The organism is Sphingopyxis granuli NBRC 100800, assembly GCF_001591045.1.
In the GTDB taxonomy this organism is placed as follows: domain Bacteria; phylum Pseudomonadota; class Alphaproteobacteria; order Sphingomonadales; family Sphingomonadaceae; genus Sphingopyxis; species Sphingopyxis granuli.
Map to the genome: position 1 here is coordinate 1 of NZ_BCUA01000093.1, position 13,821 is coordinate 13,821.

General features: G+C 68.2%; 17 protein-coding genes. 3 read left to right on the forward strand and 14 right to left on the reverse strand.

Annotation, left to right across the window (positions count from 1 at the left end; translation table 11 throughout):
* Positions 1–123: 123 nt before the first annotated feature.
* On the reverse strand, positions 124–1,053 hold the full coding sequence (locus tag SGR02S_RS16550; RefSeq protein WP_067112432.1) for an isopenicillin N synthase family dioxygenase: 930 nt from the start codon (positions 1,051–1,053) through the stop codon (positions 124–126).
* A 140-nt stretch (positions 1,054–1,193) separates the two neighbouring features.
* Here SGR02S_RS16550 and SGR02S_RS16555 point away from each other — a divergent pair, with 140 nt between their 5' ends.
* Complete coding sequence (locus tag SGR02S_RS16555; protein WP_067112435.1) at positions 1,194–1,619, forward strand: EVE domain-containing protein; 426 nt, start codon at positions 1,194–1,196, stop codon at positions 1,617–1,619.
* Between the two features lie 15 nt (positions 1,620–1,634).
* On the opposite strand, the gene SGR02S_RS16560 is transcribed toward SGR02S_RS16555, so the two are convergent.
* From SGR02S_RS16560 to SGR02S_RS16590, 7 genes are all read right to left on the reverse strand, one after another.
* Positions 1,635–1,952: a PilZ domain-containing protein gene (locus SGR02S_RS16560; protein WP_067112438.1), complete on the reverse strand. Its 318-nt coding sequence runs from the start codon at positions 1,950–1,952 to the stop codon at positions 1,635–1,637.
* Positions 1,953–2,042: 90 nt separating this feature from the next.
* Complete coding sequence (locus SGR02S_RS16565) at positions 2,043–2,627, reverse strand: SOS response-associated peptidase family protein (protein ID WP_067112441.1); 585 nt, start codon at positions 2,625–2,627, stop codon at positions 2,043–2,045.
* Positions 2,628–2,636: 9 nt separating this feature from the next.
* Positions 2,637–3,038 carry an alternative ribosome rescue aminoacyl-tRNA hydrolase ArfB gene (gene arfB / locus SGR02S_RS16570; protein ID WP_067112444.1) on the reverse strand — a complete coding sequence of 134 codons (402 nt, stop codon included), beginning with the start codon at positions 3,036–3,038 and terminating at the stop codon, positions 2,637–2,639.
* Positions 3,031–3,714 carry an RluA family pseudouridine synthase gene (locus tag SGR02S_RS16575; RefSeq protein WP_067112447.1) on the reverse strand — a complete coding sequence of 228 codons (684 nt, stop codon included), beginning with the start codon at positions 3,712–3,714 and terminating at the stop codon, positions 3,031–3,033. The genes arfB and SGR02S_RS16575 overlap by 8 nt, the downstream gene beginning before the upstream one ends.
* 47 nt (positions 3,715–3,761) lie before the next feature.
* Positions 3,762–4,577, reverse strand: coding sequence for a DODA-type extradiol aromatic ring-opening family dioxygenase (locus SGR02S_RS16580; protein ID WP_067112450.1), 816 nt, complete (start codon positions 4,575–4,577; stop codon positions 3,762–3,764).
* Between the two features lie 4 nt (positions 4,578–4,581).
* Positions 4,582–5,184 carry an NAD(P)H:quinone oxidoreductase gene (wrbA, locus tag SGR02S_RS16585; protein ID WP_067112453.1) on the reverse strand — a complete coding sequence of 201 codons (603 nt, stop codon included), beginning with the start codon at positions 5,182–5,184 and terminating at the stop codon, positions 4,582–4,584.
* A 114-nt stretch (positions 5,185–5,298) separates the two neighbouring features.
* A complete protein-coding gene (locus SGR02S_RS16590) occupies positions 5,299–6,006 on the reverse strand; it encodes a pirin family protein (RefSeq protein WP_067112456.1) in 708 nt (235 codons plus the stop codon).
* Positions 6,007–6,148: 142 nt separating this feature from the next.
* Here SGR02S_RS16590 and SGR02S_RS16595 point away from each other — a divergent pair, with 142 nt between their 5' ends.
* Together SGR02S_RS16595 and ctrA are read left to right on the forward strand one after the other, a co-directional pair.
* The gene (locus SGR02S_RS16595; RefSeq protein ID WP_067112459.1) at positions 6,149–7,075 is read left to right on the forward strand and encodes a LysR family transcriptional regulator; all 927 of its coding nucleotides are present in this window, start codon (positions 6,149–6,151) and stop codon (positions 7,073–7,075) included.
* A 139-nt stretch (positions 7,076–7,214) separates the two neighbouring features.
* Positions 7,215–7,922, forward strand: a complete 708-nt coding sequence (gene ctrA / locus SGR02S_RS16600) for a response regulator transcription factor CtrA (RefSeq protein ID WP_003040277.1) — start codon at positions 7,215–7,217, stop codon at positions 7,920–7,922.
* Between the two features lie 72 nt (positions 7,923–7,994).
* Here the strand turns inward: ctrA and SGR02S_RS16605 are convergent, their stop codons facing one another.
* From SGR02S_RS16605 to SGR02S_RS16630, 6 genes are all read right to left on the reverse strand, one after another.
* Positions 7,995–8,426 carry a PilZ domain-containing protein gene (locus SGR02S_RS16605; RefSeq protein WP_067112462.1) on the reverse strand — a complete coding sequence of 144 codons (432 nt, stop codon included), beginning with the start codon at positions 8,424–8,426 and terminating at the stop codon, positions 7,995–7,997.
* A 182-nt stretch (positions 8,427–8,608) separates the two neighbouring features.
* Positions 8,609–9,142, reverse strand: a complete 534-nt coding sequence (locus SGR02S_RS16610; protein ID WP_067112466.1) for a hypothetical protein — start codon at positions 9,140–9,142, stop codon at positions 8,609–8,611.
* 233 nt (positions 9,143–9,375) lie between these two features.
* Positions 9,376–9,921: a hypothetical protein gene (locus SGR02S_RS16615; protein WP_067112469.1), complete on the reverse strand. Its 546-nt coding sequence runs from the start codon at positions 9,919–9,921 to the stop codon at positions 9,376–9,378.
* Positions 9,922–10,048: 127 nt separating this feature from the next.
* Positions 10,049–10,891: a glycine zipper 2TM domain-containing protein gene (locus SGR02S_RS16620; RefSeq protein ID WP_067112472.1), complete on the reverse strand. Its 843-nt coding sequence runs from the start codon at positions 10,889–10,891 to the stop codon at positions 10,049–10,051.
* A gap of 114 nt (positions 10,892–11,005) precedes the next feature.
* Positions 11,006–11,494, reverse strand: coding sequence for a free L-methionine (R)-S-oxide reductase MsrC (msrC, locus tag SGR02S_RS16625; protein WP_067112475.1), 489 nt, complete (start codon positions 11,492–11,494; stop codon positions 11,006–11,008).
* Between the two features lie 26 nt (positions 11,495–11,520).
* On the reverse strand, positions 11,521–13,665 hold the full coding sequence (locus tag SGR02S_RS16630; protein WP_067112477.1) for a prolyl oligopeptidase family serine peptidase: 2,145 nt from the start codon (positions 13,663–13,665) through the stop codon (positions 11,521–11,523).
* Between the last annotated feature and the right edge of the window lie 156 nt (positions 13,666–13,821).

Consider the following 13,821-nt stretch of genomic DNA (forward strand, 5'->3'; position numbering starts at 1 on the left):
CCATGGTCTGCCTTTTCCTTCGGCGCGGCGCCGATTTCGAGTCCCGGCCATGGATGCTGAAACAAGTTCAGCATGACGAAGTTCAGAGGACGCACTCCGACATGGACCTCTGCTGACTGCGCCCTATTTCTTCAACCCGATCTCGCGCAGCCGCTCCTGCAGATAGGCGTCGGCGGTGATCGGTGTCGGATAGAGGTTCGGGTGCGCGGCATCGATGCAATTCTCCAGCGTCCGAATTGGATAATCCGAACGGAAATGCAGGAAGAAGGGCATCGAATAGCGCGCGACGCCGGCGCGGCCGGCGTCGGGGTTGCGGACGCGGTGCGTGGTCGAGGGCAGGCGGTTGTTGGTCAGTCGCTGCAGCATGTCGCCAACATTGACCGCCATCGCGCCCGGCGGCGGCGCGACGGGCAGCCAGCTTCCGTCCTTGTCGAGGATTTCGAGCCCCGCCTCTTCCGCACCGAGCAGCAGCGTGATCGTGTTGATGTCCTCATGCGCCTCGGCGCGGATGCCCTTCGCGGGCCCTTCGACCGGCGGATAGTGAAGCAGGCGCATCACGCTGTTGCCGTCCTGCACCGTCGCGTCGAAGAAATCGGGCGCGAGGCCCAGATAGCGCGCGATGCCGGAGAGCAGCCGGCCGCCGACGCGATCGAATTCGGCGAACAGCGTTTCGAAGGTGGTGCGAAAGCTGGGAACCTCGTCCGGCCACACATTGTTCGGCTGCTGCGCGGCGAGCGGATGGCCTTCGGGCAGGTCGCGGCCGACGTGCCAGAATTCCTTGAGGTCGACCTCCTTCGCGCCCTTGGCGATTTCGACCCCGAACGGCGTGTAGCCGCGCGCGCCGCCCAGCCCGGCGAGATGATAGGCGCGCTTCGCCTCTTCGGACAGCGCGAAGAACGCCCTGGCCTTTGTCCAGGCGGCGTCGATCAGCGCGGGGTCGATGCCGTGGTCGGTGATCATCGCGAAGCCGAACCGCTCGAACGAAGCGCCGAAATCCTGCGCGAAGCGGTCCGCAGGCAGCGAAAGGGAGATGACGGGGACGGCGGCGGTCATGCTGTTGTATCCATTGTTCGATGCGTTGACGCGATGCCGGTCGGCATGTTCGCGCCCCCTTGCGATCTAGGCGGTCGGCCGGCGCCGGGAAAGGGAAAAAGGCGGTTCCACCGTGCGCGCCGCTCGGCTAAGCCCCCGCCATGGGCAAGCAATATTGGCTGATGAAATCCGAACCCGACGTCTATGGCTGGGACGATCTGGTCAAGGATGGAACGGGAATCTGGGACGGCGTGCGCAATCACAGCGCCAAGCTGAACATGAAGGCGATGAAGGTCGGCGACGAGGCGCTCTTCTATCACAGCAACATCGGCAAGGCGTGCGTCGGAATCATGCGGATCACCGAGGAGAGTTTCCCCGATCCGACCGCGGAGGCGGGCTCGCCCTGGGTCGTGGTGCGCGTCGAGCCGGTGCGCGCGTTGGCGCATCCGGTGACGCTTGCGGCGATCAAGGCCGACCCGAAGCTCGCCGACATGGACCTCGTCCGCCTGTCGCGCCTGTCGGTCGGGCGCGTCACGCCCGATGAATGGGCGCATATCCTCAGGAAGTCGGAGCAGCCTGAGGGCTGATCCCGACGTCGGCGCTTACCGGCCGAGCTTGGTCTGGAGGTGGCTCGCGACCGACGGGTGCAGCGGCTCGACGAACTCGCAGCCGTAATTGTCGCCGGCGACGCGGCGCACCACCGCCTCGCGCGGTTCGAGCCCCGGCAGGCTGACCCAGATGCGCTTGCCGACCGCCTGCCGCGAAAAGGTGAACATGCGGAACCCGGTCGACGACAGGTCGAACAGTTCGGCGTCGAACGGATTCTGCCCCGCTTCGCGAAAGCGCACGCGCCCGTCGATCGAGGCGCGCTCGGCGCGGCGTGTGTCGGTGGGAACGGCAAAGGCGTTGCGGTTCGGCACGGCGGATCGACCTTTCGAATGATTCGAACGTCTCCGGTCTAGCGATCCGATGGTTATCGCAAGGTCAACGGGCGTGGTGAAACGGGCTGGTTAAGGCGGCGTTGGTCCCATTTCCATCCAATGCCCCGGACAGGCGGCGACCAGTCCGGCCGCATCGCGCCAGTCGGCGGTCAGCCAGCGGGCGTGATCCTCCGGATTCAGGATCACCGGCATCGCCTGCCCGGCGAGGCGCTCGACGAAGCTGTTGGGATCGGTGGCGAGCACCGCGAAGCAGGGCCAGTCCGCCGCGTCGCGCACTATGCCGGCGAAGGCGAAGAGCGGCCGGGCGCGGAGCGATATCCAGTGCTGGCGTCGCGCGCCGGCGGGGCCCGACCACAGCGCGAAGCTGGTCGCGGGGACGAGGCAGCGAAGTTCGGGATGCCGCAGCGTGCCGATCCAGAACGGGCTCGACAGGTTGCGGACGCTGGTGACGGGGCGCGTGCCCGACGCGGGCGGCGGAACGCCCCACAATCGCGGGCGCAGCCGCCACCGCGTCCCGCCGCGCCCGTCACCGACGACCACCGGGGCCGGGCGGCCGGGCGCGACATAGTCGCCGGCCCATGGATCGTCGCCGGCTTCCGCCCCAAAGGCCGCGGCAATGCGGCTCGCCGGGGCGTCGAGGCGGTAGAGGTGCATGAGGGGGGCCTAGTCGGTGCCGCGCACGCGGCCGCGGCCCGCCTTCACCGCGCTGCGCGCCTTCTTGCTGTCGACGCGCCGCGCCCTGGCGGCCTTGCTGGGCTTCGTCTTGATCCGCCGTTCGGGACGGACCAGCGCGGCGTCGATCAACTCGCCGAGGCGTTCGCGCGCGTCGGCGCGGTTCGCCTCCTGGGTGCGGAAGCGGCGCGCGAGGATGACCAGTTCGCCGTCGGCGGTCAGCCGGCTCCCGGCGAGCGTCCTGAGCCGGCGGTACGCATCGGGCGGCAGGCCGAGCGCGAAAACGTCGACGCGAAGCTGGCACGCGGTGGCGACCTTGTTGACATTCTGTCCGCCGGGGCCGGAGCCGGCGAGAAAGCGTTCGGAGATCGCGCTTTCGGGGATGTCAGCCACGGGTCGGCGCCGCGCCTTCGGGCGCCGCGAAGCCCAGCGCGGCGAAGCGGTCGGGGAAGGGCGCCTCGGCGACGATGGGCGGCTTGACGTCACGGTCGACGACCAGCCGCTCGGCGTGGAGCAGGGTGCGATCGCTCTTCCGGCCGCGGCCATAGACGGGATCGCCGAGGATCGCGAAGCCGAGCCCTTCGAGCGCATGAACGCGAAGCTGGTGGGTGCGGCCCGTTTCGGGGCGAAAGCGAAGCAGCGCACGGCCGTCCGCGACGGCGAGCTTTTCCCAGTGCGACACCGACGGCTTGCCCTTCGGGTCGCCGATCATCCGCCAGCCCGTCTCCGCGCTCGACGTCTTGGCGAGCGGCAGGTCGATCGTTCCGCTATCGCCAGCGGGCACGCCGTCGAGGATCGCCAGATAGCGTTTCTCGACCGCGCGCGCCTCGAAAGCCCGGGTGAAGCGGCCGTGCGCCTTGGGATTGCGCGCGAGCAGCAGGCAGCCCGAGGTGTCGCGGTCGAGCCGATGGACGGGCAGCGGCCAGCGCCGAAAGCCGAAGCGCAGGCTGTCGAGATGATTCTCGAGGCTGAGGCTGCCGTCGCGCGGCGGATCGACCGGCAGGCCTTCGGGCTTGTCGATGACGAGGGCCTCGCCATCGAGGAACAGGACATGGTCGGACAGCAGCATCGCCGCGCTATAGGCGAAGCGTCCAGGCGCGCCAAGGTCGCTGAAATCTATTGCTCCGCACCGAAAGCATAGGCGTCCATCGCGAGCACCGCATAGGTGACGCTGTCGTGCAACCGCCTGGCGTGAAGGCCGTCCGCGTCCGTGCCCGCGCCCATCGCGACGAACAGCGGCAGGATGTGATCGGGCGTCGGGTGATTGTCGCGACCGTGCGGCGCGCGTTCGACCGCGTGCAGCAGGTCGTCGACGGCGTTGGCGGCCATGCGGTCGGCGATCCAGTCGGTGAACGCCGTCACCCAGGGCGCCGCCGGGGCGTCGATCGGCGGGCGTGCGGAAAAATAGGCGCGGAGATTGTGGGTGATGCTGCCCGATCCGACGATCAGCACCCCGTCATCGCGCAGCGGAGCGAGCGCCTGCCCCAGCGCATAATGCCATTCGGGCGGCGCGTGGGAGGCGATCGAAAGCTGGACGACGGGAATGTCGGCGTCGGGGTAGAGCAGCGAAAGCGGCACCCAGGCGCCATGATCGAGCCCGCGCTCCGCATCGACCGTGACGGCGAGGCCGTGAGCGGCGAGACGCTCGGCGATGCGCCGTGCCAGCGCGGGATCGCCCGGCGCGGGATAGCGCATCGCGAAAAGCGCATCGGGAAAGCCGCCGAAGTCGTGGATCGTCGGCGGCCGGGGCGATGCGGTGACGGTCGCGCTACCGCCTTCCTGCGCGGCGTCGTGATGCGCCGACACGGCGAGGATCGCGCGGGGGCGCGGCAGACGGATGCCCAGTCCGGCGAGGAAATCCCGCGCCGGACTGGGCTCAAGCGCCATCATCGGCGAGCCGTGCGAAAGGAACAGGCTCGGCAGACGGCGCATCGGGTCAGGCCGCCAGCTTCGCGGCGGTGCGCGCCACGCGTTCGCCCAGATAGCGCGCGCCGCCGAGGTCGGCTTCGCTCGGCTGGCGCGACCCGTCGCCGTTGGCGATCGTCGTCGCGCCATAGGGCGCGCCGCCCTTGACCTCTTCGACACCCATCTGGCCCGCATAGCCATAATCGAGCCCGACGATCGTCAGGCCGAAGTGCAGCAGGTTGGTGATGATGTTGAACAGCGTCGTTTCCTGTCCGCCATGCTGCGTCGCCGACGAGGTGAAGGCGGCGCCGACCTTGCCGGTCAGCAGGCCCTGCGCCCAGACGCCGCCGGCGGTGTCCCAAAAACTCGCCATCTGGCTCGACATGCGGCCGAAGCGCGTCGGCGTGCCGACGACGATCGCGTCATAGTTCGCCAGTTCCTTGGGGTCGCTGAGCAGCGGGTGCGCGGTGTCGGTCTTGAAGCCGGCGGCCTGGACGACCGCTTCGGGCGCGGTTTCCGCGACACGGCGGATATCGACCTCGGCGCCCGCGGCGCGCGCGCCTTCGGCCACTGCGTCGGCCATCGTCTCGATATGCCCATAGCTCGAATAATAAAGCACCAGAACCTTTGCCATCTTCCTTGTCCTTTCAGTCGGCCTTGAAAAAAGAGAGAGTGGGCCGCCGCCGGGGAGGGGGATTGGCGGCGGCCCGAAGCTCCCCTCCCGAAGGCGGGAGGGGAGCGGGGGGAGCTAGAGGCTGTCGACGAGCACCAGTTCGGCGTCGTCGATCGCCTCGACCTCGATCCGGGCGACGTCGCGGATCGCGATGCCGTCGCGCGGATCGGCGTCCGTGCCGTTGACGCGGATGCGGCCCTTGGCGGCGACCAGATAGGCGTGGCGTCCGGCGCCGAGATCATAGGCGACGCGGTCGCCCGCGCTCACCGTCGCCGCCGCGACGCGGGCGTCGGCACGGATTGGCAGGGCCCCGAAACTTTCGCCGTCGCCCTCGATCCCGCTCGCCACGGTCACGAACCGGCCCGAACGGTCGGCCTTGGGAAATTCGCGCTGACCCCAGCCGGGCGCGCCGCCCGGACGATCGGGGATGATCCAGATCTGGAACAGCGTCGTTTCCTCGTCCTCGAGGTTGAACTCGCTGTGCGTGACCCCGGTGCCTGCGCTCATCACCTGGACGTCGCCCGCCGCGGTGCGGCCGCTGTTGCCCATGCTGTCGCGGTGGCTGATCGCGCCGGTGCGGACATAGGTGATGATCTCCATGTCGCGGTGCGGGTGCGGGGGAAAGCCCGACTGCGCCGCGATGGCGTCGTCGTTCCAGACGCGCAGCGCGCCCCAGCCCATCCGGTCCTCGTCATGATAGTTGGCGAAGGAGAAGTGGTGGCGGGCATCGAGCCAGCCGTGGTCGGCGTGGCCCAGCGTATCGAACTTGCGGATATCGATCATGGCCTTGTCCTTTCATCGTCCTTTCATCGCCGCCACGGGCCATATGCCCCGGCGGCCTTTCGTGTTGCAGCCAAGATAGCGATGGCGATCGTTTCTGGAATAGCGTAGATGGAAAACGATCGTTTCCGAATTGGGGGTATTGATGGCGCTTCCCGATTATGAGGGCTGGGCCTGTTTCGCCGCGGTGGCCGACAGCGGCAGCTTCACCGCCGCGGCGGGGGCGCTCGGTCTGTCGAAGGCGAGCGTGTCGAAGGCGGTGAGCCGGCTCGAGGCGTCGCTCGGCATCACCCTGCTGCACCGCAGCTCGCGCTCTGTGACGGTGTCGACGGCGGGGGAGGGGCTGCTCGGCGAAGCGCGCGCGATGGTCGCGGCGGCGACGGCGGCGACCGAGGCGGCGCGCGGCGACCGGCTCGACCTTGCGGGGCCGGTCAGGCTCGCGGCGCCGATGAGCTTCGGCATCAAGGTGCTCGGCCCGCCGCTCGCCGCTTTCCTCGAACGCCATCCCGCGGTCGAGATCGAGGTGGCGCTGAGCGACGCGCGCCAGGACCTCATCGCCGAAGGCATCGATCTTGCGCTGCGGATCGCGCCGCTCGCCGATTCCAGTCTGCTCGTGCGCACGATCGCGCCGGTCGCGGCGTCGGTGCTGGCAAGCCCCGCCTATCTCGCGAGCCACGGCACGCCGCGGCATCCGCTCGATCTCGGCGCGCACCGGCTGATCGGCTACGGCCACCGCGAGCGCGCCGCGCCGCTTCGGTTCTATCGGGCGCGCGAAGAAGCGACGGTCCTGCCGACGGGGCCGCTGTTCGCGAACAACGGCGATGTCATGGTCCCGCTGCTCGTCGCGGGTGGCGGCATCGCGGTGCTGCCCGACTTCATCGTGGAGGAGGCGCTGGCGTCGGGCGCGCTGGTGAAGATCCTGACCGACTGGTCGCTTCCGCAAGCCTATCTCCACCTGCTTTCGCCGCCCTCGCGCCTCCGCCCCGCGCGCGTGCGGGCGTTGTCGGACTATCTCGTCGAGGCGCTGAAGCTGTCGTGCGCGGGGCGCGACTCGCGGGAATCCGGCGATTAAATCAAAATTAACCTTTTCCCTTCATTGCTTTCATGGTTAATGTTCCGGCAGTCCTGCAAACAGGGGTCGGCCGGGGGCGTCACGATAGCCGGCGGACAGGTCGCGGGATGATCGTGGGAAACAGGTTAAGGGGTGCCCAATGCGCGTACTGCTGATCGAGGACGAGCCGACGACCGCCAAGGCGATCGATACGATGCTGACGACCGAGGGCTTCAACGTCTACACGACCGATCTGGGCGAGGAAGGCCTCGATCTGGGCAAGCTCTATGATTACGACATCATCCTGCTCGACCTGAACCTGCCCGACATGCACGGCTATGACGTGCTCAAGAAATTGCGCACCGCGAAGGTGCAGACACCGGTGCTGATCCTGTCGGGCATTTCGGAAATGGATTCGAAGGTGCGCTCGTTCGGCTTCGGCGCCGACGATTATGTCACCAAGCCCTTCCACCGCGACGAGTTGGTCGCCCGCATCCATGCGGTCGTCCGCCGCTCGAAGGGGCACAGCCAGAGCGTTATCAAGACCGGCAAGCTCGCGGTCAATCTCGACACCAAGACGGTCGAGGTCGACGGCGTCCGCGTCCATCTGACCGGCAAGGAATATCAGATGCTGGAGCTGCTTTCGCTCCGCAAGGGCACGACGCTGACCAAGGAGATGTTCCTGAATCATCTCTACGGCGGCATGGACGAGCCCGAACTCAAGATCATCGACGTCTTCATCTGCAAGCTGCGCAAGAAGCTGGCGCTGGCCTGCGGCGGCGAAAACTATATCGAGACGGTCTGGGGCCGCGGCTATGTGCTGCGCGACATCGACGAGGAAGGCAACGAAGTGCGCCGCGTCGCCTGACGCCGCATCGCTACAGGGCAAAGGGGGACCCGGCGCGGAGCGATCCGCGCCGGTTTTTTTGTGCTCAGAGACTTAGCGGCCGCGCCCGTAGTGGCCGGGAAGCTTGGTCGTCAGCCCCAGGCCGGGCCGCCATGTCGACAGCCGCGGCGCGGGGACGATCTGGAAATCGGCCTTGGCGTCCGCGGTGACGAGCTGATCGCCGTGCGCCGCGCGCAGCCGGACGGTTTCGATCGGCTGGTCGGTCTGGATGCCGAATTTCCGGTCCGCGACCCAGCGCACGGTGCCGAGCATCGGATCGTGCCCCGGCATGAAGATCGTCATTCGTTCGCCGATTTCGAGCGGATAGGGACCTTGCCCCCCGATACCATGTTCGGACACGTTGCGGATCGTGACGTCGAAACGGCCGAGCCGCTGGCACCCGAGCGCAGCCTTCACCAGCCGCGACTGGCGCGGTTGGCGCTTTTCGGCTGGAGCCGTCGAGGCGGGGGCCTCTGGATGCGGCATGGTGCGACCCGATACTGCCGCCCGACCCCCACGTCCGGCGGTAATTATGGTCCCGTTTCAGGCTCTAAAGGAAGAAGGTAAATTTTCATATAGCGACGCGGGCGTCGGCGGCCGGGCCGCCGCAAGGCGACAACGGCCCACCGCGCGCCGAAAAGCGCCGGTGGGCCGAGCGCGACGAAGCGTCAGCGGCGCAGGCCCGAGACGTCGAGGTCATGGACGCGGCCATAGCGCACGTCGCAACTGAACTTGCCCTTGTCATAGGATTCGCCGCGGCCCCAACGGCCATAGCCGTCGCGCACCACCAGCCGACCCTTGATCTTGTAGCCGTCGCGCTTGCGATCGATCCGCGTCACCTCGGTCACGTCGGCGCGGCCATAGCGGCTCGCGCGGCGCTGCACGGCGTTGACGCACTGGTTCACCGCACCGCGGCTGTCGCCATAGCGGCGATAGTCATAGCCGTGCCCATAACGAGGGTCGTCGTAGCGGCCGCGATACCGGCTGTCGTATCGATCGTAGCGGTCGTTGCCGGACGCGAGGATCGCGGCCAGCCCGCCGAGCACCACCGCACCGGCGATGATTTCGCCCGCGCCGATGCCGTCATCGTGGCGGTCGCGCGCGACCACGGGCGTGGCGCTCAGCATGGCGCCCGCGGCGACTGTCCCGATCACGGCCTTGGTCCAGGCCGGGACGGTCCGGGGGAGGGGTGTCCGGGTCATATTCGGTCTCCTTCACACGAGGCAGCGGTCGCTGCCTGTTGGAGCCCTTGTAGAGCCGCTGCGGTGACGCGGCCCTGAACTCTCCGCTTATCTGGGGTTCAGTCTTGGACCGCGCCCGGCGCCCGCCGCGAGCTGCGGTGCCGTTCGAAAAGCGGCGCGCCGGGGAACGGGCCTTTGTTCGTGTGAAGGAGATATGCGCCGAAAGCCCGACGCAAAAGGGCGCCGATATCGGCTCAGCCGAAGCTGACGTCGATGACGCGGCCGTTCCGGTAGCTGCAGCCGAAACTGCGCACCTCGCCACCCAGGCGCGACGCGGTGCCCGTGACATACCAGCCGTCGCCGCCGTTGGCCGGCCAGGTGTCGGTGATGCTGTCGACGCGGGCGTCGTCGCCCATCTCGCCCTCGACCGCCCAGCTGCAGGCATCGGCGGCGCGCGCTTCGGCTTCGCCGCTGCCATAGGCGCGCGGCGCGTCGTCGCGGCGCGATTCATAGCGCGGCATGTCGCGCGGATCGTCACGATACGGCGGTTCGTAGCGATCGTCGCGGTTACGCCGATCGCGGCCGTCCCGGCTCGCGGCACTGGCGATGGCGGCGATCGCGCCGATGACGAACAGGCCGCCGATCACGTCGCCGGCGTCGATCCGGTCGTGGTGGCGATAGCCCCAGCCTCCGCCGCCCCAGCCGCCATGGCGGCTGCGCGCCTCGGCGGGCGTGGCGGACAGGCCGACCGAGGTCAGGACGATGGCGGTGGCGGTCGCAAGGCTGGTCAGCTTACGCATCGGCTACGCTCCTTGGCGGACAGGGGGATGGCGCCCGCGATCACCGCCCGCCTTAGGCGGCCGATGCTTTCGCGTCGCTGAACTGCCCTCGATACGCGGCGACCCGATTGCGCGCGAACGCTCTTTCTCAGCAGACGCAGCGCGGCTTGGGTTTCGGTTTCCAGCGCTTCTTGGCGACGACGCGCTTCTTCACCGGGACCGTTTCATAATAGGTGCGCGTGCTCGTTTCGACGCGTTCGGTCACCACCGGCGGGCCGTTGATGATCGTCGTCACCACCACGCCCGGCGTGTAATAGCCATATCCATAGCCATAGCCGTAACCGTGCTGATAGGCGCCGCCCTGGTAATAGCCCCCGCGGCTCGCCCGCCATGCCTCGCACCGCTGGCGATCCGCGGCATCGCCGATCGCGGCGCCCGCGATCGCGCCGAGCCCGCCGCCGATCAGCGTTCCCGCGGTGCGATTGCCGCGGCCGGCGATGCGATTGCCTGCGATGCCACCCACGACGCCGCCGACAACCGCACCGCCCACTGTGCCCCCCTGGCCGCAGCGCCGTTGCATCTCTTCCTCATAGGCATGGTCGTATCCGCCATAATAGGGCGCATAGCCGGGCGGCGGGGGCGGATAATCGACGCCCGCGCCCGGCCGGCCCTCGACCGAACCTTCGTAGCTGCCGTGATAGCGCCGCCCGTCAGGCGCTTCATAGGTGCCGTCCCAGGTGCCGGTCCAGCGCCCTTCGGCGTCATAGCTGCCGCGAAAGACCGCGCCGGGCGGCGGCGGCGGATAATCGCCGCCGCGATACTCGACCTCGCTCGGCACGCGATCGGGATAGCCGGTGTAGACGCGCGTGTCGGTCGCGGTGGGCACGCCATATTCGAGCGATGGCGCTGGAGCGGGCGCCTCCGTGCTGTTGGCGCGCCCTGCCAGCAGCAGCGACCCCGCGGCGACCCCGAGCAACAAGATGGTGCGCATGCCAAATCCCCTTTTCCGGCGGCAATCCGCCATTGGTTAACAGGATGTTAGCAAAATCGAGGCTTGTCCGCGAATCCGTTTACCCTGATCCGCGCGTCCCATTTTGGGCCAATGTCAGCCCGCGAGCGCCGGCGCGACGCGGGCGATCAGCGCCTCGGCACCCGCCTGATCCTCGGGCGTGAAGCGGTCCGGATGGGGGCTGTCGAGATCGAGGACGCCGATCAGCCGGTCCGCGACGACGATCGGCACGACCAGTTCGCTGCGGCTCGCCGCGTCGCAGGCGATGTGGCCGGCAAAGGCCTGCACGTCGGCGACGCGCTGCGTCGCGCGCAGCCGCGCGGCGGCACCGCACACCCCCTTGTCGAGCGGGATGCGGATGCACGCCGCCTTGCCCTGGAACGGCCCCAGCACCAGCTCGCGACCGTCGAAGCGATAGAAGCCCGCCCAGTTGAGGTCGGGGATCGCCTGCCAGACCAGCGCCGCGACATTCGCCATGTTGGCGATGCCGTCGGTTTCGCCCGCCACCAGCGCCGCGGCGGCGTCGGCCACTTCGGCCCACAGCATCGCGGGATCGGTCGCGGAAAAGGAGAAGGCGTGCGACATGTGCGTTCTTTCGGAGTGAGGCAGCGTTATTCGACGGCTAGCCCGGTCCATTTGGCGGCGAAGGCATATTTGTCGGCCGCCTCTGCGATGATCTTGTCGGTCGGCTTGCCCGATCCGTGGCCGGCGCGCGTTTCGATGCGGATCAGGTGCGGCTTCGGTCCGATATCGGCGTGCTGCAACTGGGCGGTATATTTGAAACTGTGTCCCGGCACGACGCGGTCGTCGGTGTCGGCGGTGGTGACGAGGATCGCCGGATAGGCGGTGCCGCCCCGGATGTTGTGATAGGGCGAATAGCCGAGCAGGTTCCGGAAATCGCTTTCCCGGGACGGATAGCCATAGTCGTCGACCCAATAGCGCCCGGCGGTGAAGCGGTCGAAGCGCAGCATGTCCATCACGCCGACCGCGGGCAGCGCGGCGGCGAACAGGTCGGGGCGCTGGTTGGTGACGGCGCCGACGAGCAGGCCGCCGTTCGACCCGCCCTCGATCGCCAGCTTGCCCTGGCCGGCGATCCCTTCAGCGATCAGATATTCGCCCGCGGCGATAAAATCGTCGAAGACATTCTGCTTGTTGGCGAGCCGGCCGGCGTCGTGCCACGCCTTCCCATATTCGCCGCCGCCGCGCAGGTTGGCGATCGCGAGCACGCCGCCCTTGTCGACCCAGGCGAGCCGCGTCGGCGAAAAGGCGGGGGTCAGCGACACGTTGAAGCCGCCATAGCCGTACAGCAGGGTCGGCGAGCCCTGCGACCGGTCGATGCCCTTCTTCTGGATGACGAACATCGGCACCTCGGTGCCGTCCTTCGACTTGTAGAAGCGCTGCTCGACCGCGAACTGCTTCGGGTCGAAGGTGAGCTTCGGCGCCGCGAAGACGTCGGTCTTTCCGCTCACCGTGTCGAGCCGGTAGATGGTCGTCGGCTGGGCGAAGCTGGAAAAGGCGTAGAAGGTCTCTGGGTCGCCCGGCTTGCCGCCGAAGCCCGCCGCCGATCCGATCGCGGCCAGATTGATGGTCGCGACCGGCTTGCCGTCGAGCGCGACCATCCGCGCCTCGGACTTCGCGTCGCCGAGGTAGGAGAGGATCAGGCGGTCGCCGACGCGCGAGGCGCCGACCAGCGTCGCCTCCTGCTGCGGGACGATCTCGGTCAGGACGCCGGGCTTGCGGATGTCGAGCGAGACGATGCGCTGGCGCGGCGCGTCCCTGTTGGTGACGAAGGTGAACCGCGGGCCCTGGTTGGTCACATATTCCCAATTGTTCGCGAAGTCGTCGACCAGCGCGATCGCCTTGCCGCCCTTCACCGGGTGGAGTGTCAGCGCATAGCGTTCGTCGGTCCCCTCCGACGAGACGACGAGCACATATTTGCCGTCGTCGGTGACGCGCGTGCTGTGGTTCAGCTTCGGCTGATCGGGGCTCGCGTGGATCAGCACATCGGCGCTTTGCGGCGTGCCGAGCTTGTGGAAATAGACGGCGTGATTTTCGTTGAGCGACTGGAACGCCTCGCCCGCCTGCGGTTCGGGGAAGCGTGAATAATAGAATCCGCTGCCGTCCTTCGCCCAGTCGAGCGACGAGAATTTGACCCAGCGAATCTCGTCGGGCGTGTCGGCGCCGGTCGCGACGTCCATGACGCGCACGATGCGCCAGTCGGTGCCGCCGTCCTGCACCGCATAGAGCAGATACCGGCCGTCCTCCGACGGTTCCCATTCGGCCAGTGCGGTCGCGCCGTCCTTCGCCCAGCCGTTGGGGTCGATCAGGACGCGGCCTTCGCCCGCCAGACCGTCGCGGACATGGAGCACCGCCTGCGGCTGGAGCCCGTCGTTGCGCGTGTAGAAATAGCGGGCACCCGCCTTGCGCGGCAGGCCGAAGCGCTCGTAATTGTAGAGCTCGGTCATCCGCTTCGCGAAAATGTCGCGGCCGGGCAGCGTGTCGAGATAGGCGTCGGTGACCTTGTTCTGCGCCGCGACCCAGTCGGCGACCTTCGGCGCGACGCGGACGTCGTCTTCCAGCCAGCGATAGGGATCGGCGACGGTCACGCCGAACTGCGTGTCGGCGGTGCCGTCGCGTTCGGTCGCCGGATAGGCGAGCCCGCTTGCAGGCGCCGCCGCGTCGGTCGCCCCGGCCGCTCCCGGCGTCATGAGCAGGGCAACCAGCGCCAGCGGCGCGGACAGGCTTTTGCGGTGCATGGCAAGGCGATCCTCATCGTGTCGGGAAACAATCTTGCGTCCCTATGAAACCATCGGCCCATGGCGGGCAAGGGGAATCGGGTAGGGGGGCGTCTAAGGCCTGTGGGATTCGGTTCCGGCGCGGCTTTTCCCATTCGTCACCCTGAACTTGTTTCG

What these genes read in the sequence shown, in the direction of transcription:
- SGR02S_RS16550 (WP_067112432.1), bottom strand. Translation starts at nt 1,053, where the DNA reads ATGACCGCCGCCGTCCCCGTCATCTCCCTTTCGCTGCCTGCGGACCGC.
- SGR02S_RS16555 (WP_067112435.1), top strand. Translation starts at nt 1,194, where the DNA reads ATGGGCAAGCAATATTGGCTGATGAAATCCGAACCCGACGTCTATGGC.
- SGR02S_RS16565 (WP_067112441.1), bottom strand. Translation starts at nt 2,627, where the DNA reads ATGCACCTCTACCGCCTCGACGCCCCGGCGAGCCGCATTGCCGCGGCC.
- SGR02S_RS16575 (WP_067112447.1), bottom strand. Translation starts at nt 3,714, where the DNA reads ATGCTGCTGTCCGACCATGTCCTGTTCCTCGATGGCGAGGCCCTCGTC.
- SGR02S_RS16580 (WP_067112450.1), bottom strand. Translation starts at nt 4,577, where the DNA reads ATGCGCCGTCTGCCGAGCCTGTTCCTTTCGCACGGCTCGCCGATGATG.
- wrbA (WP_067112453.1), bottom strand. Translation starts at nt 5,184, where the DNA reads ATGGCAAAGGTTCTGGTGCTTTATTATTCGAGCTATGGGCATATCGAG.
- SGR02S_RS16590 (WP_067112456.1), bottom strand. Translation starts at nt 6,006, where the DNA reads ATGATCGATATCCGCAAGTTCGATACGCTGGGCCACGCCGACCACGGC.
- SGR02S_RS16595 (WP_067112459.1), top strand. Translation starts at nt 6,149, where the DNA reads ATGGCGCTTCCCGATTATGAGGGCTGGGCCTGTTTCGCCGCGGTGGCC.
- ctrA (WP_003040277.1), top strand. Translation starts at nt 7,215, where the DNA reads ATGCGCGTACTGCTGATCGAGGACGAGCCGACGACCGCCAAGGCGATC.
- SGR02S_RS16605 (WP_067112462.1), bottom strand. Translation starts at nt 8,426, where the DNA reads ATGCCGCATCCAGAGGCCCCCGCCTCGACGGCTCCAGCCGAAAAGCGC.
- SGR02S_RS16610 (WP_067112466.1), bottom strand. Translation starts at nt 9,142, where the DNA reads ATGACCCGGACACCCCTCCCCCGGACCGTCCCGGCCTGGACCAAGGCC.
- SGR02S_RS16615 (WP_067112469.1), bottom strand. Translation starts at nt 9,921, where the DNA reads ATGCGTAAGCTGACCAGCCTTGCGACCGCCACCGCCATCGTCCTGACC.
- SGR02S_RS16620 (WP_067112472.1), bottom strand. Translation starts at nt 10,891, where the DNA reads ATGCGCACCATCTTGTTGCTCGGGGTCGCCGCGGGGTCGCTGCTGCTG.
- msrC (WP_067112475.1), bottom strand. Translation starts at nt 11,494, where the DNA reads ATGTCGCACGCCTTCTCCTTTTCCGCGACCGATCCCGCGATGCTGTGG.
- SGR02S_RS16630 (WP_067112477.1), bottom strand. Translation starts at nt 13,665, where the DNA reads ATGCACCGCAAAAGCCTGTCCGCGCCGCTGGCGCTGGTTGCCCTGCTC.